The sequence below is a fragment of the Vibrio sp. R-1 genome, from assembly GCF_035615595.1.
GTDB lineage: Bacteria > Pseudomonadota > Gammaproteobacteria > Enterobacterales > Vibrionaceae > Vibrio > Vibrio cholerae.
Window position 1 is genome coordinate 1 of record NZ_WPDC01000055.1, and the last position, 22,792, is coordinate 22,792.

The following is a 22,792-nucleotide window of genomic DNA, read 5'->3' on the forward strand; positions in this document are numbered from 1 at the left end:
CATGACCCTTTCACTAGGGACGATGGCGCAAATGCTGCCACTCTGGATGACGCTCAAGATAATGTGCGACATAACTACAGACGGGCACAATCGTTAAACCCGCACGTTCAATTTCAGGCAACACACTTTCCATCATCACTTTGCCGTATCCCTTACCTTGCAGCTCATCCGGTACACGGGTTGAGGTAATATGCAGCACCGTTCCCTGCTGCTGATATTTCACTACGGCTTGATATTCCCCTTCCAAAGCCACGCGATAACAGTGGTTATTGGCATCATGTTGCACTGTATTTGCCATGCTTACTCCTTTTCTGATAGATAGATCAAATTAGTTGGTGACTCGCTGAATTGAATCTACACTTATCTCACCATAGAATTCAATGGACTCTACGACCCCATCGACGTCGTATCGCAACACGGAGAAGTTAAATGAATTCACGGCCCGCTGAAAAAATTGATGAGAATGATGGCCAAACAGAGACTCCACGCAGTAAAACGGTGTCGACCATCAACAGCACGGATGCGCTGGCCATGGTTGAACACAGTAGTGAGCTGACCTTAAGTATTACGACCCCTGTCGGAACAAAATTCGTCTGCCGCACTCCGTTTATTGGTACTCATACGGATAAGTTTTTACTGGTGGAAATGCCCAAAATATCGGCTGATGATCTGCAGTATTTCTTCCAAGAAGGGTTTTGGATGAATATTCGCGCGATTTCTCCACGCGGTGAAGGAGCGCTGATCCATTTCCGCAGCCAACTGATGCACATCTTACAAGAGCCGGTTCCCATGGCTTTTCTCTCCATTCCCAATACCATGCAAGTCTCTCAATTACGTAAAGAGCCGAGATTTGAGCTAAATTTAGCCGGCAAAGTACTGTTTGATGAGCATCGTGGGGATTGTGAACTGCGCGATTTATCACGCAGTGGTTGCCGTTTCATCACGCCGCCTTTAGGCAAAACGTACCAAGTCGGGGATTTGGTCGCGTTAGAGATTTTTTCAGACTTGAGGGGCACAAAAACCTTCCCGCCTTTGACCGGAAAAATCTGTAACTTGCAGCGCTCACTGCACCATGCTCGTTATGGTTTAGAGTTCAATGAAGAGGGTCGAAATAACGCCAAAAACTTGCTCGCACAGCTTAAGTTTAACGGCACCAAACTGACTCTTAATGCCGAGAAAAAGGCGTAACAAATTGGGATTAAAAACCCCGAGCCACGATCATCGCGGCTCGGGGTTTTGTGCGTGAAGTGGAGGGCTAGCTCGGTATTATCCCAAAAACGAAATGTACCCCTGCAAGATGATTAGGTTAACGATGTCGATAAAAAAAGCACCGACGATCGGCACCACCATAAACGCTTGTGGTGAAGGGCCAAAGCGTTTTACGACCGATCCCATATTCATCACCGCGGTAGGCGTTGCCCCCAAACCAAAACCACAATGCCCAGCCGAAATCACCGCTGCATCATAATTAGCCCCCATCACTTTGAAGGTGACGAAGTAGCAAAAGACGCCCAGCACGACCGATTGAATAGCGAGGATCACCAAAAACGGCAGTGCTAAATCGAAGATATTCCACAATTTCAGGCTCATCAGAGCCATAGCGAGAAACAGCGACAAAGAAACCGTGCCTAAAATATCCACCGTTTCCGCATCCACCTTACGCAGCTTAGTGACTTCGAGCAGATTGGTGATAAAGACACCAATAAACAGGGCGTAAACGAAATCGGGGATCATCAACCAACGAATTTCAAAGGTTTTAACCCAAGCTTCTAGGTATTTTGCTCCGGTAACGCATATGAGCAAGATAAACAGGATTTCAATCACCTTTTTGGCGGTGACTTTATCTTCTTCATATTCGTTATAAGTGACCAGTTCAGGAAAACGAGAGTGGGTTTGTGTGCCGCGCCCATACTCAGATTCAATACCATGTTTATCAACCAGTTTCTGCGCGACTGGACTGCCGATAATCCCACCGATGATCAAACCAAAAGTGGCAGATGCCATCGCGATTTCTAACGTATTGGCAAGGCCATAATTTTCGGCAAACGTGTTTGCCCAAGCCGCTCCCGTGCCATGGCCTCCAGAGAGTGTGATGGAGCCTGCGATCAAGCCCAGTAAAGGATCTAAGCCTAAACCTGCTGCAAGCGAAACGCCCACACCGTTTTGAATAATGATGAACACCGAAGCCACGGCTAAAAACAGAAACACCTTCGCGCCACCCTTAATCAGTTGGGTGTAGTTGGCCGCAAGGCCCACCGTACTAAAGAACATCAACATGAAGACATTTTGCAGCGGCAGTGAAAATTCCATATCAATACCGTGAAAGTGCAACGCAGTAATCACACAGGCGACGATAAGCCCACCCACAATCGGCTCTGGAATGTTGAACTTGGTTAAAATGGGCAGTTTGGCATTAATAAAGTGACCTAAAAACAGGACACTGATAGCAATAAGAAAAGACTCTAATGCTCCAATTGAAATGATCTGATTCATAGTACCTCTTTATTATTCAGGCTCATCTCTCCTTGATAAGCGGGTGTCTTGACCCGTTAGGTGACACCAGAACACAACATCAGCGATAGTTATCCTCTAATAAACGGCCACAAGGCCACATAAAGCAATGATATTGCACGGACAAATTTCCATTTAATGCTAATTATCAACAAAAAAGCAGTGAAAATAGCGGGCGATCATACCCAAAAGACAAAAAAATAGCCAATCGCAAGAACCGCGATTGGCTTATATATGATGTGAACAATACTATTCACTAACAACGTCAGTTGGCTAGGTGACCCTCGGCTTAACAAGGGTCACCTAAACTAATGCACGAAGCGTGCCAACTAATTAACCCCTGATTTTTGTGATACTTTGTCAGAAAATTCTCACTCATCTCATCATTTGTTGCAATTTGCAAATTGCAATTTGCAACAAACCGCAATATGAATATGAACCTCATTGTTGAGCATGCGGGAGACACATCGCGTCTGGCTGCAAGTTAACAAAGAACAGGTATAATGACGGCCTTATTCAATTGGCAGGAAAAACAATGAACTACTTGAGCACCTATTTAAAAGGTCTAGCTATGGGCGCCGCTGATGTGGTACCGGGTGTATCAGGCGGCACCATCGCCTTTATTACTGGCATTTACGATACTCTGCTTGAAAGCATTCGCCGCATCAATCCTAGCTTACTCAAGGTATGGAAAGCGCAAGGCTTGGCGGGAGTATTTCGTCACATCAACGGCCTGTTTTTGATCACGCTATTCGGTGGTATTTTTACCAGCATCGCCACCTTAGCCAAACTTATCTCTTGGCTATTAGTCACGCATCCTATTCCTATTTGGTCATTCTTCTTCGGCCTGATTTTGGTGTCGGTATGGCATATGCTGCGCCAAATCGAACAAAAAAAGCTTTCTCGTCTCCTGTGGCTGATTGCCGGAGCCATTTTCGCCTACGGCATTACCGTGCTTAAACCACTACACCTTGAGCCCACTTACATCAATGTGCTGATTTCTGGTGCGATTGCGATTTGTGCCATGATCCTGCCTGGCATTTCCGGCAGCTTCATCTTACTGCTGATCGGTATGTATGCGCCTGTTTTGGGCGCAGTGAAAACCTTCCAACTGGACATTCTGCTGATTTTCTTAACCGGATGTGTGATTGGATTGCTCAGTTTTTCCCATGTCCTGTCATGGCTTTTACGCCGTTACCGCGATGTGACTCTGACCTTCCTAACCGGATTGATGCTCGGCACCCTGCCTAAAATTTGGCCATGGAAAGAAACGCTCTCTTGGCGGGTCAATTCCAGCGGAGAGCAAGTACCACTGCTGCAACGCAACCTATCACCGTTTGAATTTGAAACGCTTACGTCACAGCCATCTCAGTGGTTGTTAGCGCTGGTACTCATGCTAGCCGCAGTCGCTTTAGTTCTCGGTTTAGAAAAATACGCCGAAAAGTAGCCAACCGCTTTGAAACTGGCTCACCACCGCACAATGCGGTGGTGAAGTTTCCTCACGAGTACTGCGGTTTCTGCAAGTAGAAAGACAATATCGCCTTGATTTTTCTAAGAGCCACGGCACATTTCCTCGGTGTTCAATCTCGAAACGGATAGAGAGCATGCTAACATCTTCCCCACTCACGCAACTTCGGAATACGATGTGATGAACGCACTGAAAGGGATTGCGATCCTGCTGGCTCTTGGGGCTGGCTTTTTTGCCAGCGACCTTGTTGCTTGGTTCCAGTCGCCTCAACCTGATCTTAACGATTACTGTCAACTATCACGGCAAAGCTGTGAGCAAGCGGGTGTCACCATGACCCTAGCTCAAGATAAAGCCCACCCATTAGTTGCCAATCGGCTCACCGTACACTGGCCCAATACGGATGCACAAAATTTGATCCTCACTTTAGAGGGACTTGAGATGAATATGGGCAGTGCCAAGTTTTCTTTATCCTCCAACGGTGATGGCCTATACAGCGCCGACATTATTCTGCCCGTTTGTACTTCGGATGCGATGACTTGGATTGGTGAGCTTAGCGATGGCAAACAGACGGTTTACCCAGCAATTAGGATGGAACGATGAGTAAGAATTGGTCATTGATATTAGTGGTGGCGTTTACCCTAGGATTTGGTGTCAAAGCCTATTTGGATAGCCAACACAAATTAGCCGCACAGGTGACTACCCCACTGACCCTATCGGGAGAAAATCAGCAAGCTGTCGCCATTTTCGATCAAGCCGACCCACGAATTCGAATTGTCTATTTTGGTTTTACACGTTGTCCTGATGTCTGCCCAACCTCTTTAGCCATGCTCTCCGCAGCCTTAAACCAAGTCGATGATAAAACGAAGGCGCAGTTACGCCCGATGTTTATCTCCCTTGATCCGGAGCGAGATGATGCCAAACTCGCCGCACAATACGCCCACTACTTTCATCCAATGATCGAAGGTTTATCTGGCTCCGTTGCAACCACCAACCAGATTGCGCAAAAGTACGGTGTGATTTTTCGTAAAACCGAATTACCCAATTCGGAGCTGAAATACACCTTAGATCACAGCTCTTATTTCTATTTCTTGCAGCCGGATGGCACCTTGATCAATAAAGTGCCGCATACCCAAGACCCCACACCCATCGTGGATGCCATAAAGAAAGTCATTCAATAAAAAGGATAATTTAATGAAACTGAATACCTTGCTTCTTTCTAGCCTGCTGCTTAGCACATCTGCCTTAGCTCAATCAGACATCATGATTCACCAAGCTTATGCGCGCGCGACTCCGCCTGCCGCAGTCAATAGCGCCTTTTTTGGTGAGGTCATGAACCACAGTGATGTGGAGCGCTACATTGTTTCCGCCAGCAGCGAAGTGGCTGCCAAAGTGGAGCTGCATGACGTCATTAAAGAAGGCGATGTGATGAAAATGCGCCAAGTTCCTGAGTTTATGATCCCCGCTCAAGGGACTTTAGTGCTCAAACCGGGCAGTTTTCACATCATGCTGCTTGAATTGAAAAAGCCACTGCAAGAGGGCGAGAACATCGAGGTGGAAATCACGTTTAAAAACGGTGAGAAGCAAATGATTACGGCACCGGTGAAAAAAGTATTGTCCGGTATGGCTGAGCACAGCTCACACTAAGCCTCTTGGACGCCTATCTCGCTCAACAACAAACCTTAGACTAGATTGCAGTCCAAAGTCTTGTCGCTTCAAGTAGGAAGTGAATATCTCAAAAATTAAGGGTGATGGATTCACCCTTTTTTGTTGCCCTTGTTATACCCAGACAACAAAAACGATAAGGAATCTCTGCATTATCAACGTTAAGCAACAAATTACTTATTTCCTCTCAAAATACACAACTTATCACGGCAAATATCAATTATCGGTAGACACACTATCTTGTGCGGTTAATATTGGAGCCCTTCAGGATTAATGACTGAAGCTACAATAATTCAAATTTTTTATGATTCGCAGGGATAACTATGCAGAACAACTCGTTTCTAGCCCGTTTGGTGCGTGGAAATCTGGTCTTACAAATTTTAGCCGGCATCCTATTAGGTGCTGCGCTGGCTACTTTTTCACCAGAATACGCTCAAAAAGTGGGATTAATTGGTAATTTATTCGTAGGCGCACTGAAAGCCGTTGCTCCAGTGCTGGTGTTTATTTTGGTGGCATCTTCAATCGCCAACCAGAAGAAAAACCAACACACCTACATGCGTCCAATCGTTGTGTTGTACCTATTTGGCACCTTTTCAGCAGCACTGACCGCAGTTATTTTAAGTTTCCTATTTCCGACCACGCTCGTACTTGCAACCGGCGCTGAAGGCGCAACACCGCCACAAGGCATTGCCGAAGTACTCAACACCTTGTTGTTCAAGCTGGTCGATAACCCAGTCAGCGCTTTGATGAATGCGAACTACATCGGCATTTTAGCTTGGGGCGTGGGTTTAGGTTTGGCACTGCACCATTCTTCATCGACCACCAAAGCGGTATTTGAAGACCTTAGCCACGGCATCTCCCAAATCGTGCGTTTTATCATTCGTCTCGCACCCTTCGGTATTTTTGGCTTAGTGGCTTCAACGTTTGCCACCACAGGCTTTGATGCACTTGCTGGTTATGCGCAGTTGCTGGCGGTTCTACTTGGCGCAATGGCCTTTATCGCTCTGGTCGTCAATCCAATGATTGTCTACTACAAAATTCGCCGTAACCCTTTCCCTCTGGTTTTACAATGCCTACGTGAAAGTGGGGTTACTGCATTTTTCACGCGTTCAAGTGCTGCCAATATTCCGGTCAACATGGCACTGTGTGAAAAACTCAAACTCGATGAAGATACTTACTCAGTCTCTATCCCACTGGGAGCGACTATCAACATGGCGGGCGCAGCAATTACTATCACAGTACTGACTCTTGCTGCGGTACACACCATGAGTATTGAAGTGGATCTGATGACAGCACTACTTCTCAGTGTGGTTGCAGCGGTCTCGGCTTGTGGTGCTTCTGGAGTGGCGGGCGGTTCATTGCTCCTTATTCCACTCGCGTGCGGTTTGTTTGGGATTTCCAATGACATCGCGATGCAGGTTGTTGCGGTAGGTTTCATTATCGGCGTGATTCAAGACTCAGCCGAAACAGCTCTGAACAGCTCAACCGACGTTCTCTTCACGGCAGCCGTATGCCAAGCAGAGCATGAAAAGCGCGCGTAAACTTTCCGCTTAATGATTGTGAAAAGACGCTCCAATGGGCGTCTTTTTTATTAATAAATCCATTAATAACAATGGGTTAATATCTAATTTCTGTGATCAACTTTCTCATATTAGGCAATCAGTTGCTTTATTTCTCATTAATCTTTGACCTTAATTCATGATGTAGAAAATACACAAAATTAACATTTAATTAACAACAATTGTGCGAAACAATGACTCTGTCAACTTGAAACAAGGAGTCTATGATGCAAGTACGCACTACAACCAAAACTTTACTCGCCACCTCAATCAGCACCGCATTACTGAGTGGATGTTATTGGGACGACCCTCAATGGGTTGCTAACAAAGTCAGCCAATCCATCAGTCGCAGTGATGTGGTGGATCACCTGCAAACGCTTGAAGGAATCGCTTCCCCTACTCCAGATGGCACCACGCTTACTCGCGCAGCGGGCTCACAGGGCTATCAAGAGTCCGTTGATTACATTATCGCAACGATGAAAGAGCTCGGTTACGAAGTGACGACTCAAGAATTTGATTTTCGTTCTTGGGCAGAGCTTGGCGGTACCAAACTGAATGTCGCCGGTGTTGATCTGATCAGCGCTAAACAAGCGCCGGAAGGAACAGAAGGCGATTTTTCCGTACTCTCTTATGCAGGCAGCTCTAATGGAGAATTAACTGGTGAATTAGTTTTCATCACCCCTGACTTTGACTTTTCTTCTCCCAACTACGATGGCAGTGATGGTTGTGATGCCTCGGATTTTACTGGGATCGACCTACAAGGGAAAATTGCCGTTATCCAGCGCGGCACTTGTGGCTTTAGCGACAAGGTGGTCAATGCTCAAAAAGCTGGTGCTAAAGCCGTGATCGTATTCAACCAAGGCAACAGTGCAGGCCGTACTGGCTTATTCAGTGGCACCTTAAGCAATACCAGCACAGCAACGATTCCTGCATTCGGTGTGACTTTCCAACTGGGTAAAAACTGGTTCGATGCAGCTCAATCTGCGGCGATACCTGTCACTCTAACGCTCAATGTTGACGATAAGATGATTGTGACACAGAACGTTTTAGCCGAAACTCGCAAAGGAAATCCTGACCAAATCGTCATGCTAGGTGCTCACTTAGACTCAGTCCCTGAAGGCCCGGGGATTAATGACAACGGCTCCGGCACCGCAGGCTTATTAGAATATGCAGAGAAGCTAGCTAAGCTCAAAGTTCCCGTGAAAAACAAAGTCCGCTTTGCTTGGTGGGCTGCGGAAGAAGCTGGGTTGGTTGGTTCAAATCACTACACCAAAACCCTTTTCGAGCCTATTTACCAACAAGCCCAACAGCAAATCATGGATGAACTCGGTATTAGCGACCCAGCACAACTGACCGAGGCACAAAAAGATCTTGTTGAAGCTCGTTATACTCAGCTCAACAAAATCAAGCTCTATCTGAACTTCGATATGATTGGCTCACCCAACTACATTTTCGGGGTGATGGATGGCGATCTGTCGGATACCAAAGATAGCCCAGATAACGCCTACACGGGGGACTTCAAGCCACCATTTGGCACTTCAGACATCGAACTTCGCTTCAATCAATTTTTCACCGATAAAGGAGAAGGCACCATTCCTCAAGCGCTTTCTAAGCGTTCCGACTATGCGGGATTTGCCGATTGGGGGGTCGCTTTTGGTGGTCTCTTCACTGGAGCAGAAAAAACCAAAACAGCGGAAGAAGTGGTGAAATTTGGCGGTGAAATTGATGTGGCTTACGACCACTGTTATCACCAAGCTTGTGATGATCTCAACAACATCAGCCAAAAGGCTCTGTATGTAAACACTCAAGCCTTGGCCTATGTCACCACCTACTATGCCATGAGCAAAACACTATTCCCGGCAGAGGTGAGTGCTCAGCCTAAAACAATGGCAAAACAGAGCTTCCGTATACAGCCAGTAGAAAAACACCGGATTGGTACGACACTGAAAGCTGCACACAGTGAATCGGATCACGGCCACTTCCACGGCGATTTCGATCAAGAGAAATTCTGATCTCTCTCATCGATTGACATGCATTCAAACCAAAAATGGGCATCAAATGCCCATTTTTTATACCAGATGCCAACGTCGTAACCACGGCTTAAAACGTGGGTGTTGCAATGGATATTGCTGCGGAACCAATAAGTACAATACGCCGACCAACAAAGCCGCACCAAGCAGATCCACCGGATGGTGCATACCAAGCCACAATCGACTATACGCTACTCCGCTCACCCAAATCAGCAGCGCACCGAGACTGAGATAGTGCTTTTTTTCCGCTAATAAGCTACCAAAATAGAGCAAACAGACCATGGCAAACACCGTGTGCCCAGATGGGAAAGAAAAATCCGTTTCCCCTTGCCAGTGCATCACCCGCCAAGGGCTCACTTTCTCTTCCATCGCCAACATTAAGGCTTCTTGCTTGGGTTGCGCTAACTTATAGAAATGGCCAGCATTAGGCAGCAGTAAGGATTGGGTCATCAGTTCAGTGTATGGCCTCGGCTCTTGAGTAACCACTTTCATCCCCATTTTTAGCACCATGGCCAAGCCAAGTAACAGCATTAATTGAATGGATTTATTCAGCCATTGATGACGAGGAATGTGGCAACGCCACCCAACCCAGCACACCAAAAAAAACAATGTGAATAGAAAACCCTCTTTGCCTGCAGAATGCGTTAAGTACGTCATGGCACGGCCAACTGAATCACTTACAGGTTGCGTAAAATCCAGCTGCAGCGACAACAGGGTTAAAGGAATTAATAGAAGGACAAACGTCAGCAGTAAAACCAAGGCACGTTTGCAGCTCATGATGCGTGCTTTCATAACCATACTCCACCCGAACACAGTATGCGCATTGTAGAAAACCACTGTCCGGTAATGCCAATATCGTGTCAATTTGCTGGAAAAAAACGTTCATTTCCTCCTTCGATCTGCCAGCAATTTTATTAACTTTTAAATAACAATAATGTAACTAAATTTTTCATGCCTAGGTTGGATAGTACAAAAAGCATTACCTATAGTTTGGATTAGTCACCAGATAAGGAGAATGAACATGGTGAGAAACACAATGCTCAATCGTTTAAATGAACTTCCTAGACTGTCTAAAGTTCTACAAGAATTGCTGGATATGGCCAATCAGCCTGATGTGGATTTTCATCAGCTCAGCAAAAAAATCACGCTGGATCAAATCCTGACAGCGCGTTTGCTCCGTATGGCTAATTCTGCTTATTTTGGTGGTAACGGGAATATCGCTACCGTAAACGATGCCATCATCCGAGTCGGCATTGAGTCGGTTCGTACTCTCGTTGTTGCTTCCGTCCTCTCCAGTACTTTTCCAAAAGTTGAAACTCTCGATCTGAATGATTACTGGACCAATACCTTTGAAACAGCGTTAATTGCCAGCAAGATTGCCGAACAAGTCGGTTTGGATAAGTCAGAAACGTTTACCACTGGCGTGCTGCATAACATTGGCGAACTCATGATTCATACTTTGATGCCCACCGAGGCCTCACTGATCCAACAGAAAATCGCCCAAGGCATGGATCCGCTCAGCGCTCAAGAAGAGGTCTTAGGTATTTCAGCGCCTCGCATTGGTGCGATGTTGGCAAAAGAGTGGAAATTCCCTTCGGAAATGGTTGATGCCATTAAACATTTTGATGAACCCCGTGAAGCCGAAATCTCCCCCAAACTGGCGGTGGCGATTCACTTTGCCCGCGATATTAACTTCAGTTGGGATAAGCTCACGGAAAGCAAAGAGAAATCGATCTACCTTGCTGACCATCCTGACTCGCGTTTACTCAGCATTTCTGCTGCCTTTCAATCCACCATTGATCGGGTACGCGGCAATGGAAAGGAGTTGGCCACACAGATGATGGCGGCCTAAAAAAACATCCCAAGAAGAGGCTGGTTCTTCTTGGGATGAAAAGGGTAATTGACAACGCTTTATGCGCCGATGACACCGCCGTCTTCACGGGTGATCATCATGATGGTTGAACGAGGTTTGCTTGTACCACCGTAAGGGAAATGCGATGGAGCAGCCTCTTCACCCGGGTGCTGAACACCAACAAACATGGTTTTGTGATCAGGGCTGAAGGTTAATCCCGTAATCTCGCACGCGATAGGGCCAGTTAAGAAGCGTTTCACTTCACCTGTGATTGGGTCACCACACAGCATTTGGTTATTCCCCTGCCCAGCAAAATCACCTTGGTTAGAGTAGTTACCATCGGTTTGGATCCACAAACGACCTGCAGCGTCAAAACCAAGCCCATCTGGGCTGTTAAACATGTTGTCTGCCGAAATGTTTTCGCTACCCGCGTATAGGGTGCCTTTGTGAACGGTTGGATTACCTGCAATCAAGTAGAGATCCCAAGCAAACACGTCACTGGTGTGATCGCCCTGTGCTGGCATCCAACGAACGATCTGCCCGTAGTTATTCTTCTCGCGTGGATTCGGGCCACCAACAGGTTGACCTTCTTTACCACGGTTTTTGTTGTTGGTGAGCGTACAGAACACATGCTTTTTATCAGGATGCACGGCTACCCATTCTGGTCGATCCATAGTCGTTGCACCCACTTGGGTCGCCGCTTGACGAGCAAAAATCAGCACTTCAGCTTGATCTTTGAATCCATTTTCAGGAGTGAGGCCATTCTTGCCAAAGCTCAGCTCCATCCAGCGTCCGCTGCCTTTCAGTTCGTTTTTATTGATATCGAACTTAGCGACATACAAGGTGCCCTCTTCCAGCAGATTACGGTTTTGCTGATCATTACCAGCTTGGTAGCGATGCTTGGAAACGAATTTATACAGATGTTCGCCGCGCTCATCATCACCAAGATAAACCACCACATGGCCATCGTTATTAATCACCAGTGCCGCATTTTCATGTTTAAAACGGCCAAGAGCGGTACGTTTCAGTGGCGTAGAGTTCGGATTATGCGGATCAATTTCCACAACCCAACCAAAGCGGTTTGGTTCATTTGGATTTTTTGCCACATCAAAACGTGCATCGTGCTTGTGCCACTGATAGTCAGATTCACCCGTTTTAACACCATAACGTTTATGTTGATCGGTCAACTTGTTTTGTTCGTCATCAGAACCAAAATAGCCATTGAAATTTTCTTCACAAGTTAAGTAGGTTCCCCAAGGCGTCTCACCATTCGCACAGTTATTCAACGTGCCGAGAACATTCAGTCCTGTTGGGTCTCCTGCTGTTTTCAACAAATCATGTCCCGCTGCAGGGCCTGTCACTAACATCGGAGTGTAAGCCGTAATGCGACGATTACGTTGACCTTCGCGATCAATTTGCCAAGTGTTGCCTCGCTTGATGATTTCCACAATAGTCACACCATGCGCGGCTTGCGCTTTACGTACATCATCCGCCGTCATCGCTTTACCTTGATGATCAAACAGATACTCGTAATTGGTGTATTCATTGTTGATCGCGAGCACACCGCGATCTTCGCTGATCGGGAAAAAGCTCATGCCATCCGTATTATCGCCAAACTGTTTCTCTTGTGCTTTTGAGTCTTGCTTGCCGCTTTGGTCAAATTCTGGCGCATTCGCAAAAATAGGATCGCCCCAAGACATGAGTGGAGTGGCTTTATAGCCTTTAGGCACAATCACTTTATCTTCTGTTGACACAGGGATTGCTGAGAAATTCAGTAGGTTTGATGTGGCTGGCGCAGCCACCGCACTCGCAACCGGATTTAAGGCTAAAAACGCGCCGGCACTCACTGCCGCACTGCCCGCCAAAAAATGGCGTCTAGACAGTTGCGCTTCAATCATTTCACTAAACTGGGATTCTTGCTCATCACGCTTCCACATTGGGGGCTCCTTGACTTTATGTTTATATCCTGAGAGTTCAGGTTAATTAGATGTTGCGCAAGAGTAGCTGCCCAAGATGACTGCTCGGTGAAATTTCTGTTGCTAAAAAATGACAATAATAAAATAAACCAAAGAATTAGGGCGCTATCTCTTTCAAGATAGCGCCCTAATTTTAATGTGAAATGGATAAGAAAAATTAAGCCGCATGCACCAAGTGTGGAGCCAAATTTATCAATTCATCGACAATTTCTTTGGCCTGCTTTGAGTAAATTAGCTTATCTTTTGCGCCAACCAACTGGATGTAACGAACTTTGCCAGACAGTATCATTTGTCGCAGGACACGTAATACCACTTGATTGTCTAAAACCTTATGGGTTTCCAAACCGTTCCCAGGGACTAAAGAAGCAAGGTCAATATTGATCATCAACTGCTCACAGTGTTCAATATAACCACTCAGTTGGGCTTTGAGTTGAGTGCGATTTAAAAAACCGCACTCTTCATGACTGACCCAATCGCACCCCAGATCCTCGGCATACTCTAAAGTCTGCGCGTGGGTGTGCTCTGTATCAATCCCAATACAAAACAGCTTAGCTTGTGCAAAACGCGTTAAAGCAAAGTGAAAAGCGCTGCCCACTTGCAGATCCAGTGTTTGCTTAAGTTCAAAACCGTGTCCGATATGCACCATTCCTACACTGGCGCCGTCTTGGGTTAACGAAGGCAAACTGTGCAAGAGAATTTCATGGCAGTTAGCAAAAGCAACAGGAATAACTCCCAACGCCACGGATTGATTCAAGGCTTGTTGGTATTTAGCCTGAGTTTGGCCATCCAACACATAATGACTGGCATCGGCGTATTTCGGCGTAGATTGCTGCTGATACAACCAATCTGAAGCGACATCCAAGCTTTGCTGCGCAAACTCAAACTCTACCAGCGACATCGGCTTTACGCGCTGACACACGGTCATAAAGCCAAACGTAGACGTTGGATGACTGGATGTACGATGTAAACGGTAGCGTTTGAATAAGCTAAGCATGATCAATTACCTTTCTGGTGGCAACGCCCGTGCGGCTTGCAATACATGTAAAATTATCCGTTGCTTGTTGCTTTCGACTCGGTGGGCTGGAGCCATCACCGAAATTGCACCAATCAACTTACTCCCTTTCATCACCGGAGCACTGATCCCCGAAACACCGGGATCAATTTCAGAGGTACTCACGGCATATCCATGACGACGTATTTTTTCAAACTCGCTCTGCCACTTGTCTAACGTCGGATCTTCGCCAAAATAACGCAGGATCTTTTCACAACGAGCTGCAGGCATGTACGCCAACATTACTTTAGATGAGGCACCTCGAAGCAGTGGTTGACTTTGACCCTGGACGAAGCTGCATCGAAGCGCCTGCATACTTTCTCTTTGGCTAACGCATAGGGCTCGATAACCAACAGGCACCATATACGCGGCCATTTCCCCAGTCTGTTTTTGTAGACGACTTAACACAGCTTCAACCGCATCGAGGTTATGTTGGCTGGTTTCGTAACTTCTCATCAGCAGCAATGCCGCCGGACCGATGATCAAGGTTTTGTCGTGCGGACTCTCTTCAATCAAGTTCCACTCTTTCAGCAGCTTCAAATGTCGATATAGGCTACTGAGCGGTACTTGCAGTTGTTCACTGAGTCCTTTTGCAGAGACAGGTTCTGGGTTTACTGCGACTTGCATCAGCAATTGCAGTGATTTTTCATTAACTTGGTTTGCTGAAATCTTTGTTTCGTTCATGTGTGCTTTTTAGCCTTTAATGGTGGGCACCTCAAATCTTGATTCTTGTATATCGAGAAATAGAGAAGAATTAAAGGATTGCATTCCCAATGAGTGAGAATGAGAGAGAAATTGAGCAAATTAACCAGAAAAATAAGGCTGACTCAGTCCAAAAACAAAGCCTGTTCAACGCAGCGACGCCTCTTTTGCTTTGCCGCTGTTTGTATTTTGGGGAAGAGGTCGTCCCTTATCCACCAAGAGAATGGCCATTCCCTTTACGACGAATGTATGCCGAGAGTACACCAATAGAAAGAGGCTCTGCATAGGCAGAGCCTCTCTTATCTGTTGAGAATCGTTACGTCTGAGGCCAGCTCAGATGCAGCCGATTAATGAGTAGAACAACTCGCGGCACCGAGGTCTTTCCATACACCCCACTGGCCTGACTTACTTGGATCTTCTCCGCGGGTCCACCATTTGGCTTCCCACGTCTTGCCTGCCCAAGTCACTTGCTGACCACCAGTATAAATGGCATCGGCATTCCACAAGTTAGTACACGCATCACCACCGCCAACTTTTTTCTCAACCAATACTGAAGCAGAGGCTGTGCTGGTCGCTTTACCATCACTGACTGTCACAGTGAAGCTTAAGCTGGTGTCTTGGCTATACTCACCGGCGACAAACGTCACTTTGGCTCCTTGCACGGTGGCGTTAATGCCGACAGGCAGATCCCAAGTAAAACTCAGCGGATCTTGGTCAGCATCACTCGACGCGGAAGCATCAACCACCACTGTTGCTCCGGCTTTGACTGATGCAGGAGCAGAAACTGCCGCAACAGGTGCCGTGTTCACAGGTGTGGTGGACTTCGGATTGACGGTGACCACCATAGTATCGGTTGCCGTAGCACCTTTGTTGTCTGTCACAGTCAGTTTGAAAGTAAACGTCTGCTTCTCAGTCACTTCTGCAGCGTTAAAACTCGCTTTAGCACTGTTTGCCCCCGTCAAGGTCACAGCAGGACCTGCGGTTTGCTCCCACAAGTAACTTGCAATACTTCCATCACTGTCTTTTGAAGCGCTGCCATCCAAAGATACGGCGGCTGGCCCAGTAACCGTGATGTCCGCTCCAGCATTCGCAACCGGTGCTTTGTTTACTGGCGGTGTCGTTGTGCCACCCGCTAAACCTTCATGCATTGCATTCAGGATGTCACCATTGTCTGCATCGATTTCCCATGAGAACAGACCCGCTAAGCCAAGGTTACGTACGTAAGCCCCTTTTGCTTTCACAGAGCGATCATCATCAAAAGTGACGAGCTGACCTGTAGTACGGTTCCAAACCCAAGGTGCTTCCGCTTGCTCATCGTAGCCATATTCAAAACCATTCACGCCAGTTTTATTGGCACCCAGCATGAAGTTTTTAACGCCTTTATAGTCAATGACACCCGCTTCCCAAACACCTTGTGCTGTCGTGCCTTTCAACTTGCCATTACCAACGCCGGTCATTGGGTCGTTAGGATCTTTCAGTGAAGCCGGCGTCACACCTTCCCAACCACGGCCATACATAGCCGCACCCACTACCAGCTTGCTCGGTGGAACACCTTGGGCGAGCAGCAGTTGAATACCGTTATCGGTCGTGTAAGCTGGGCCTTTGTACGGCTCGCCATTTTCATCCACGCCTTTACCGTCACATTGGCCAGGGCGCATAAATGAACCACAGTACAGCGCCGTTTGGTGGCCCAGTACGTTATTCCAGCCGCCGTAGAAGTCATAAGTCATTGCGAAGATATAATCCATGTACTGAACGGCTTGGCCGTAGTTCACATCTTCAATCTTGTCATGACCAACACCGATAGCCGACGTCAGTTCATACTTACGACCCGTTTCCGCTTCAAGCTCATCAAGCATAGCGCGCAGCTCTGCCATCAAGGCTACGTAAGCTGGGCCATCTTTTACCGGATCGCCAAGATCAGCCGCTTGGCCGCCGCCGCCCGGGAATTCCCAGTCAATATCTACGCCATCGTAGAATTTCCACGTTTGCAGGAAACGTTTCACTGAAGCGACAAACACATCGCGCTTCGCTTTGTCTGTGAAACTGAAGAACGGATCAGAGAGTGTCCAGCCACCGATCGATGGGATGATTTTCAGATCAGGATACGTTTTTTTCAGCGCCATCAACATGGCGTAGTTACCTTTGATCGGTGAACTGTACTGATGACCCGCTTGAGGGAAACTCTTTTGATAAGCAGCCCATGGATCGTGAATGACCACTTCAAAATCTGGCACACCTTTACACGCAGTTTGCAGAGCGTTAAAACTGTTACCGCCAACCGATTTCAACGATTCGTTTGGACCACAGATCGGAATAAAACCATACAAAATATGCGTTAGGTTCTGCCCTGGGATGTTATCCACCGTAAACTTACGATCATAAATACTCCACTCAACAAAATAAGTCCCAATCACCGTATTTTGTGGGATGGTGTAAGACTTATTGTTAGGGTCAACGTTCATTTTCAATGGCTTGAGGTGTGAACCATCGGTATCCGCAATAGTGATTTCGCTTGGTGCACTCTTAGTACAACCAGTGGCATCACACGCTTCAATCACCAATTGATAAACGCCACCCTTAGGATAAGTAAACTGGGCGGTAGTTTGGCTACCACTGATTGGACCGGTGGCAACTTCAACCCCATCAAAATAGATTTTATAAGTGTTGCCCGTCACACCGCTCCATTGGTTGAACTTGAGCGTGATCGGTGCTTCCTCATGGTATTTAACCATTTGGTTGTAACCTGCGGTGGTTTCCATCGCGAGTTCAATTTTCGAAAATTGCAGATTGTTCGACCCATACACGTCAACACTAGGAGCCGAGGGTGCTGCCATCGCGGTACTCGCTAAAGCACAAGCGATACTTGCGGCGCACAAAGTCATTCGATTCATAAGTTTTATCTCTCTTCCTTAGATGTTTCACTTTTTACACAAGCTGCCAATCTACGCATGAAATCCATGACAGCCTCGAACGTCAGTATCAGAGAGACTTTTTTATTTGCGAAAAAAAATTAATCACTTTTCGAGTCACAAGTCGCTAATTTTCCGAAACCCGCGAGGAGTTGCAGAAATTAAGCAATCTTGAGTCAAGAATTCAGAATTTTGACAAAACAAATTGGCATTATGGATTGATTTACGCTATCAGCCTGCTAATTAGCAGCACATTTACCTTATATTGTACGAAATGCATCCAACTCCATTTTTCTGTTAAGTTTCAGTGAATTTGCTTCACTTTGTGAGAGTCAAACCTTGCCTTTTCGCTATCAAAAGCGCACCCTTTGCAGCGCTCGTCACAGAACGAAATACACAAAAAGGATTGAAAAATGAAACCTATGCAGCGTCTGACTTGTTTGCTTGCCCTCTGTTTTGCTGCTTCAGCAAGTGCCAAAGTCACTATGGAGATCCCAGATACGATTGATCTATTGGTCGTAAATGGCAGTAGCCCTAAACTCTCAGGCGGCTTTTTTGACGCCACGAAAAAGCTAGAATTAGAGGATGGTGAACAGCAAATTGTCTTTCGTTACTCGCCTTATTTCAGTCAAGGCAATGATCGCATCATCATCGATAGTGAAGTGGTGATTGCAACTTTTGACGCTGCCAACCAAGCACTCCGTTTTGATATGCCTAAGTATCGAGATGCCCCTCAGGCGACCAAAGCCATCAAAACCATGCAGTGGCAACTACTTGATCAACAAGGTAAAGCTGTAGAATTGCGCCAAGATCGTCTTATCAAAGAAGGCATGCAGATTGGGCGTAACTTTGAGTTTGAAACCGCTGAATATAATAAGAAAGGGGGTGTGGCGGCCTTAACCAGCTCAATGGCGGTTCAGCCTATCGCTCAGCAAGAGATTTCCAATGCGACGGCCATGGCTGCAGCCGAAGAAATGCTGCACTTTTGGTACAACAAAGCGGATGCTGAGACCAAAGCTCGCTTTAAAGCCTTCGTTAATCAACAATAAATACTCTTTTTCTGCTGATTGCTCTACGCAAAAAGTGGAATACAAAACTAAACGAGGCCTCAAAGGCCTCGTTTTTTATCGCTCCATAAACAATGACTTACTGCCAAAACAGCATCGCAATCGCGGTGAGCAGTCCAATACACGCAATATTGAGATAAAGCCCAACGCGCATCATCTCGCTCTGCTTTATATGGCCGGAGGCAAATACAATAGCATTCGGCGGGGTTGCCACTGGGAGCATAAAGGCGCAAGAGGCCGCAACCGCAATCAATACCGACAAGAGCACTGGCGACATGCCAAACGCTTCTGCCACGGTGGCAAAAACAGGGATCAGCAGAGCCGCACTAGCGGTGTTACTCGCAAACTCAGTTAAAAACACCACAAAGGTCGCCACGACTAGAATCACCACGAAGATCCCCATATGGGAAACCATATCGCTCAGAGCGTTGGCTAAAAATACACTGGTTCCGGTCTGTTTCAGCACGTTACTCAAACACAGGCCGCCACCAAACAGCAGCAATACACCCCAATCAGCGGTTTTCTGGATCTCTTTCCAATGCACAACACGTGCAAAGCTGAGCATTAAAATCGCTCCTAGCGCCACCAGCGTATCAAAGCTTTTGAAACCACCCAGTGCAGCGTTAATTGGGCTACTGAAAATCCATAAAAATACGGTTAAACCAAAGATGCCAAGGGTAACGACTTTACCTTTGTCCCAATTGACCGGAGCACGGTCCAATTCAAACGTGCCATTGAGAGTCGGCTTTAACAGGAAATAAAGGATTGCAATCGCCATTGGCAACATCATCATCGCCGTCGGTAAACCAAACTTCATCCAGTCAGTAAACGAGAGTCCGACCTCAGCCGCTGCAATCGCATTCGGAGGACTACCAACCAGAGTCGCGATACCGCCAATACTTGCGCTGTAAGCGACGCCCAACAGAACAAACACGTAAGTGCTGCGTTGTTTATCTGCATCGACTTTACTTAATACCCCCAACACGAGAGGCAACATCATGGCGGCTGTGGCGGTATTGCTGATCCACATCGAGAGCAGCGCGGTCACACCAAACAGCATAAACACCGCCACACTCATTTTGCCTTGCGCCATTGCGAGGACTTTATCGGCAATCACTTTATCCAGTCCTTGATGGTGCATAGCTGCTGCCAGTGCAAAACCACCTAAAAATAGGAAAATGATCGAGTTGGCAAAGTTATTCAGCGCCGCTTGGGTTTCGAAAATACCGAAAAAAACCGCCATCACGGGGACAAGAATCGCGGTGACCGTCACGTGCAGCGCTTCGGTTAACCAAAGCACCGCAATGAAGGCGAGCATACTGATCCCCAACACCACATTGTGTTCAAAGGGGAGAAAATGGTAGAGCGCGAGAAAGAGAGCAACATCCGCCAAAACAATCAGGCTGTTACGATGAAGGAACCATTCTCGGGTATTGGTGGGCAAAGGGACACTATCGTTTCTGTTCATTATTATTTTCCTTATGAGGGCCTTTAGGCGACGCCATGATCCCACAGATTTAAACAGAAAAGATAATTATCATTGCAAAATTGTTAAGCTTATCAAAAGCGTGATTACAAATTTAACATATTGAAATGATTTGAAATTCATTGTTGGAACACTTTGCAATCAGGAAATTTATACAAGCGTTTAAAACTTATTCACCACTCGGATACCAGATGCGCAAAAATCGCTCACAGAGAATTGCCACAAATTCCAATTTGTCTTCACCGCGATCTGTGGAAGAATGCAAAGCTTGCGAGCGTATATCCAAGGGATTGATATGACAGACATCATTGCTCAACTACAGTTTTCCGCCACCATCACAGGCCCCATCTGCCTTATGCTCGGTTTGGGGGTGCTTTTTAAACGGATTAACCTGATCAATGAGAATTTTATTGAAGTCGCGTCGCGGATTGTTTTTCAGGTCACTCTTCCAGCGATGCTGTTTTTGAGCATCGTCAGTTCAAAGCACGATTTTTCCTCAAGCACTTCCTTAGTGATATACAGCTTAATTGCCAATATGCTGTTTTTTCTCTTCACTCTCTTTAGCACTCGAAAACTGATCGACAGACCTCATGATTGGGGAGTCATCACGCAAGGTGGCTTTCGAGCCAACACCGCGATTATTGGATTGGCTTATGTTGCCAACACTTATGGCAACGCGGGGGTCGCCCTTGCGGCTATCTACGTCGCCTCGACCACGGTTTTGTTCAACATTCAGGCGGTGATTGCTCTCACACCACGTGGAGAAAGTAATGGTTGGCAAGCGGGAAAATTGATGTTTAAAACACTCACCAAAAACCCGTTAATCATCTCGATTGTGCTTGGTTTTCTATGTTATCTCGCCAGTGTACCGATCCCTAAAATTGTCACTGATGCTGGCCACTACTTTGCCAATATGACCTTGCCACTGGCCCTACTTTGTACGGGCGGCTCGCTGAATCTCAACTCGTTGAAAGACGATCGCCATTCTGCCTGGTTTGCGACCGGTTATAAGCTAATTCTCTCACCTTTACTGATTACCGGTGGCGCTTGGCTACTTGGCTTTCGAGGCTTAGATCTCGGCCTACTCTTTTTGATGACCTCCGCGCCCACCGCGGCAGCCAGTTATGTGATGGCAAGAGCCATGGGTGGAAATGCGACACTGGCAGCCAATATTATCGCCCTGACCACCGTGTTTTCACTCTTTACCTGTACGCTTGGTATTTTCCTGCTTTCTAGTTTTGGTGTGATCTAATCACCACAGATGAGCACTGGATCGCAAATTGGCGATCTCCTTTTTTGACAGCAAAAAAAGGCGATGGAAATCAAAAGAATGACCATTTGATTAACGTAATGTCGGCCTTTTCATTTTGCCGAGTGTCGTTATGCCTAATCATCCGAAAATCGCCAGCCTTGAACTTGGGCGAGTGATCGCCATGCTGGCCATTATTGCTTTGCATTGCCAACTGTTTACCACTTATTGGTTCCTCGGTGATGAACCGTGGGTAGCTTATTTATTTAACCAATCCACCCGTTTTGCTGTTCCACTGTTTTTCCTTATTTCAGGCTATTTAATTCAACCCAAACTCAGCCACAACCCAATGCAAACCTTGCGTAATTACTGCTCGCCATTACTGAGGATATGGGTGATTTGGAGTGTAATTAGCCTATTGATGCCCTTCAATCTCGAAGTGATGGTAAATCAAGGCTACCTTGCCGAACGCTCTGGCTATTGGGGATTTTTGCTGCAACACCCGCTTAACTCACTGTTTGAAGGCGGGCTGGTACACCTTTGGTTTTTACCCGCACTGATGATTGCGGTCGCCATCATGGCACTGTTGATCCGCCAACAAAAAACACACTGGATGCTACCGTTTGCCATCGGGTTATACCTCTACGGTGAATTTGCAGGAAGCAGCGCCGTCGTCACTGGCATGAGTGCGCCCATCTATACTCGTAACGGCCCATTTTTCAGCTCCTTGTTTGTCGTGGTCGGTTATCTGATTCGTGAAAGGCACATCCTGTGGCAATCGCGCTCTGCGTTGTTATTGGCGATGCTGGGAATGGCTTTTCACTTCGTCGAAGCCTATGGCTTACATCAGTATGGGCAGGTGTTTAACACCAATGATTATCTGTTTGGCACCGCTTTGTGGGCGATTGGGCTGTTTCTTTTCCTACTCGCCAAACCCGATCTAGGCCGAAAGCCTTGGGTATTTTCACTATCACAAAGCATCCTCGGCTTTTACGTCAGTCACTTGTTAGTGGTGATCATGATGATGAACCTTGCCAGATTTTTAGGGCTTACTGGATTAGAAAAAGACACACTGGTTCTATTTGGCACTTTGCTCACCACTTATCTGCTCGTGAAAGGCTTAGAACGTACACCACTTAAGCACTTGTTATTTCGGTAACAATAAACGTGAAACCACAAGGGGAGCCATAGCTCCCTTTACTGTTTACCGGAAATAGTACTTATCCCCAAACAACTTGGCGTAGCAGGTAGGCGGCAAATGAGTTCA

The 22,792-nt window shown here is 46.7% G+C and carries 19 protein-coding genes; 11 read left to right on the top strand and 8 right to left on the bottom strand.

The features are described 5' to 3' along the window. Nucleotides 1-13: 13 nt before the first annotated feature. A complete protein-coding gene (locus GOU96_RS12010; RefSeq protein ID WP_000024343.1) occupies nucleotides 14-298 on the bottom strand; it encodes a GNAT family N-acetyltransferase in 285 nt (94 codons plus the stop codon). 131 nt (nucleotides 299-429) lie between these two features. Here GOU96_RS12010 and GOU96_RS12015 point away from each other — a divergent pair, with 131 nt between their 5' ends. After that, nucleotides 430-1,188 (top strand): PilZ domain-containing protein, encoded by a 759-nt coding sequence (locus GOU96_RS12015; RefSeq protein ID WP_001088584.1) that lies wholly within the window; start codon nucleotides 430-432, stop codon nucleotides 1,186-1,188. 78 nt (nucleotides 1,189-1,266) lie between these two features. Here the strand turns inward: GOU96_RS12015 and gltS are convergent, their stop codons facing one another. Next, nucleotides 1,267-2,493, bottom strand: a complete 1,227-nt coding sequence (gene gltS, locus GOU96_RS12020) for a sodium/glutamate symporter (protein ID WP_001071807.1) — start codon at nucleotides 2,491-2,493, stop codon at nucleotides 1,267-1,269. A 553-nt stretch (nucleotides 2,494-3,046) separates the two neighbouring features. Here gltS and GOU96_RS12025 point away from each other — a divergent pair. From GOU96_RS12025 to GOU96_RS12050, 6 genes are all read left to right on the top strand, one after another. Continuing rightward, nucleotides 3,047-3,958 (top strand): DUF368 domain-containing protein, encoded by a 912-nt coding sequence (locus tag GOU96_RS12025; protein ID WP_001108562.1) that lies wholly within the window; start codon nucleotides 3,047-3,049, stop codon nucleotides 3,956-3,958. A gap of 201 nt (nucleotides 3,959-4,159) precedes the next feature. Beyond that, nucleotides 4,160-4,579 carry a hypothetical protein gene (locus tag GOU96_RS12030; protein ID WP_000992660.1) on the top strand — a complete coding sequence of 140 codons (420 nt, stop codon included), beginning with the start codon at nucleotides 4,160-4,162 and terminating at the stop codon, nucleotides 4,577-4,579. Further along, the gene (locus GOU96_RS12035) at nucleotides 4,576-5,157 is read left to right on the top strand and encodes an SCO family protein (RefSeq protein ID WP_000042312.1); all 582 of its coding nucleotides are present in this window, start codon (nucleotides 4,576-4,578) and stop codon (nucleotides 5,155-5,157) included. The genes GOU96_RS12030 and GOU96_RS12035 overlap by 4 nt, the downstream gene beginning before the upstream one ends. Before the next feature lie 13 nt (nucleotides 5,158-5,170). Continuing rightward, nucleotides 5,171-5,623, top strand: a complete 453-nt coding sequence (locus tag GOU96_RS12040; protein ID WP_042988263.1) for a copper chaperone PCu(A)C — start codon at nucleotides 5,171-5,173, stop codon at nucleotides 5,621-5,623. A 341-nt stretch (nucleotides 5,624-5,964) separates the two neighbouring features. Beyond that, nucleotides 5,965-7,182: a serine/threonine transporter SstT gene (gene sstT, locus GOU96_RS12045; protein WP_042988264.1), complete on the top strand. Its 1,218-nt coding sequence runs from the start codon at nucleotides 5,965-5,967 to the stop codon at nucleotides 7,180-7,182. 245 nt (nucleotides 7,183-7,427) lie between these two features. Next, entirely contained in the window at nucleotides 7,428-9,212 is a 1,785-nt protein-coding gene (locus GOU96_RS12050; protein ID WP_142546825.1) for a M28 family metallopeptidase, read from the top strand. Between the two features lie 57 nt (nucleotides 9,213-9,269). On the opposite strand, the gene GOU96_RS12055 is transcribed toward GOU96_RS12050, so the two are convergent. Beyond that, entirely contained in the window at nucleotides 9,270-10,022 is a 753-nt protein-coding gene (locus tag GOU96_RS12055) for a phosphatase PAP2 family protein (protein WP_000647545.1), read from the bottom strand. 229 nt (nucleotides 10,023-10,251) lie between these two features. Between GOU96_RS12055 and GOU96_RS12060 the strand changes: the two genes are divergently transcribed. After that, complete coding sequence (locus GOU96_RS12060; protein WP_033930258.1) at nucleotides 10,252-11,082, top strand: HDOD domain-containing protein; 831 nt, start codon at nucleotides 10,252-10,254, stop codon at nucleotides 11,080-11,082. Between the two features lie 59 nt (nucleotides 11,083-11,141). Here the strand turns inward: GOU96_RS12060 and GOU96_RS12065 are convergent, their stop codons facing one another. The 4 genes from GOU96_RS12065 to GOU96_RS12080 form a co-directional block, all read right to left on the bottom strand. Beyond that, the gene (locus GOU96_RS12065; RefSeq protein WP_001960843.1) at nucleotides 11,142-13,019 is read right to left on the bottom strand and encodes a PhoX family protein; all 1,878 of its coding nucleotides are present in this window, start codon (nucleotides 13,017-13,019) and stop codon (nucleotides 11,142-11,144) included. Between the two features lie 196 nt (nucleotides 13,020-13,215). Then, on the bottom strand, nucleotides 13,216-14,052 hold the full coding sequence (locus GOU96_RS12070) for an arginase family protein (RefSeq protein ID WP_042988266.1): 837 nt from the start codon (nucleotides 14,050-14,052) through the stop codon (nucleotides 13,216-13,218). 6 nt (nucleotides 14,053-14,058) lie between these two features. Next, nucleotides 14,059-14,793: an IclR family transcriptional regulator gene (locus tag GOU96_RS12075; protein ID WP_001006058.1), complete on the bottom strand. Its 735-nt coding sequence runs from the start codon at nucleotides 14,791-14,793 to the stop codon at nucleotides 14,059-14,061. 365 nt (nucleotides 14,794-15,158) lie between these two features. Next, nucleotides 15,159-17,705: a glycosyl hydrolase family 18 protein gene (locus GOU96_RS12080; protein ID WP_267780833.1), complete on the bottom strand. Its 2,547-nt coding sequence runs from the start codon at nucleotides 17,703-17,705 to the stop codon at nucleotides 15,159-15,161. A gap of 431 nt (nucleotides 17,706-18,136) precedes the next feature. On the opposite strand from GOU96_RS12080, the gene GOU96_RS12085 reads away from it, so the two are divergent. Continuing rightward, nucleotides 18,137-18,772 (top strand): DUF2057 family protein, encoded by a 636-nt coding sequence (locus GOU96_RS12085; RefSeq protein WP_113628973.1) that lies wholly within the window; start codon nucleotides 18,137-18,139, stop codon nucleotides 18,770-18,772. A 97-nt stretch (nucleotides 18,773-18,869) separates the two neighbouring features. Here GOU96_RS12085 and GOU96_RS12090 read toward each other — a convergent pair whose 3' ends face one another. After that, nucleotides 18,870-20,258, bottom strand: a complete 1,389-nt coding sequence (locus GOU96_RS12090; RefSeq protein WP_001081270.1) for an SLC13 family permease — start codon at nucleotides 20,256-20,258, stop codon at nucleotides 18,870-18,872. A 313-nt stretch (nucleotides 20,259-20,571) separates the two neighbouring features. On the opposite strand from GOU96_RS12090, the gene GOU96_RS12095 reads away from it, so the two are divergent. Both GOU96_RS12095 and GOU96_RS12100 read left to right on the top strand, forming a co-directional pair. Next, the gene (locus GOU96_RS12095) at nucleotides 20,572-21,528 is read left to right on the top strand and encodes an AEC family transporter (RefSeq protein WP_267780847.1); all 957 of its coding nucleotides are present in this window, start codon (nucleotides 20,572-20,574) and stop codon (nucleotides 21,526-21,528) included. A 130-nt stretch (nucleotides 21,529-21,658) separates the two neighbouring features. Further along, on the top strand, nucleotides 21,659-22,684 hold the full coding sequence (locus GOU96_RS12100) for an acyltransferase (RefSeq protein ID WP_267780836.1): 1,026 nt from the start codon (nucleotides 21,659-21,661) through the stop codon (nucleotides 22,682-22,684). Nucleotides 22,685-22,792: the final 108 nt, after the last annotated feature.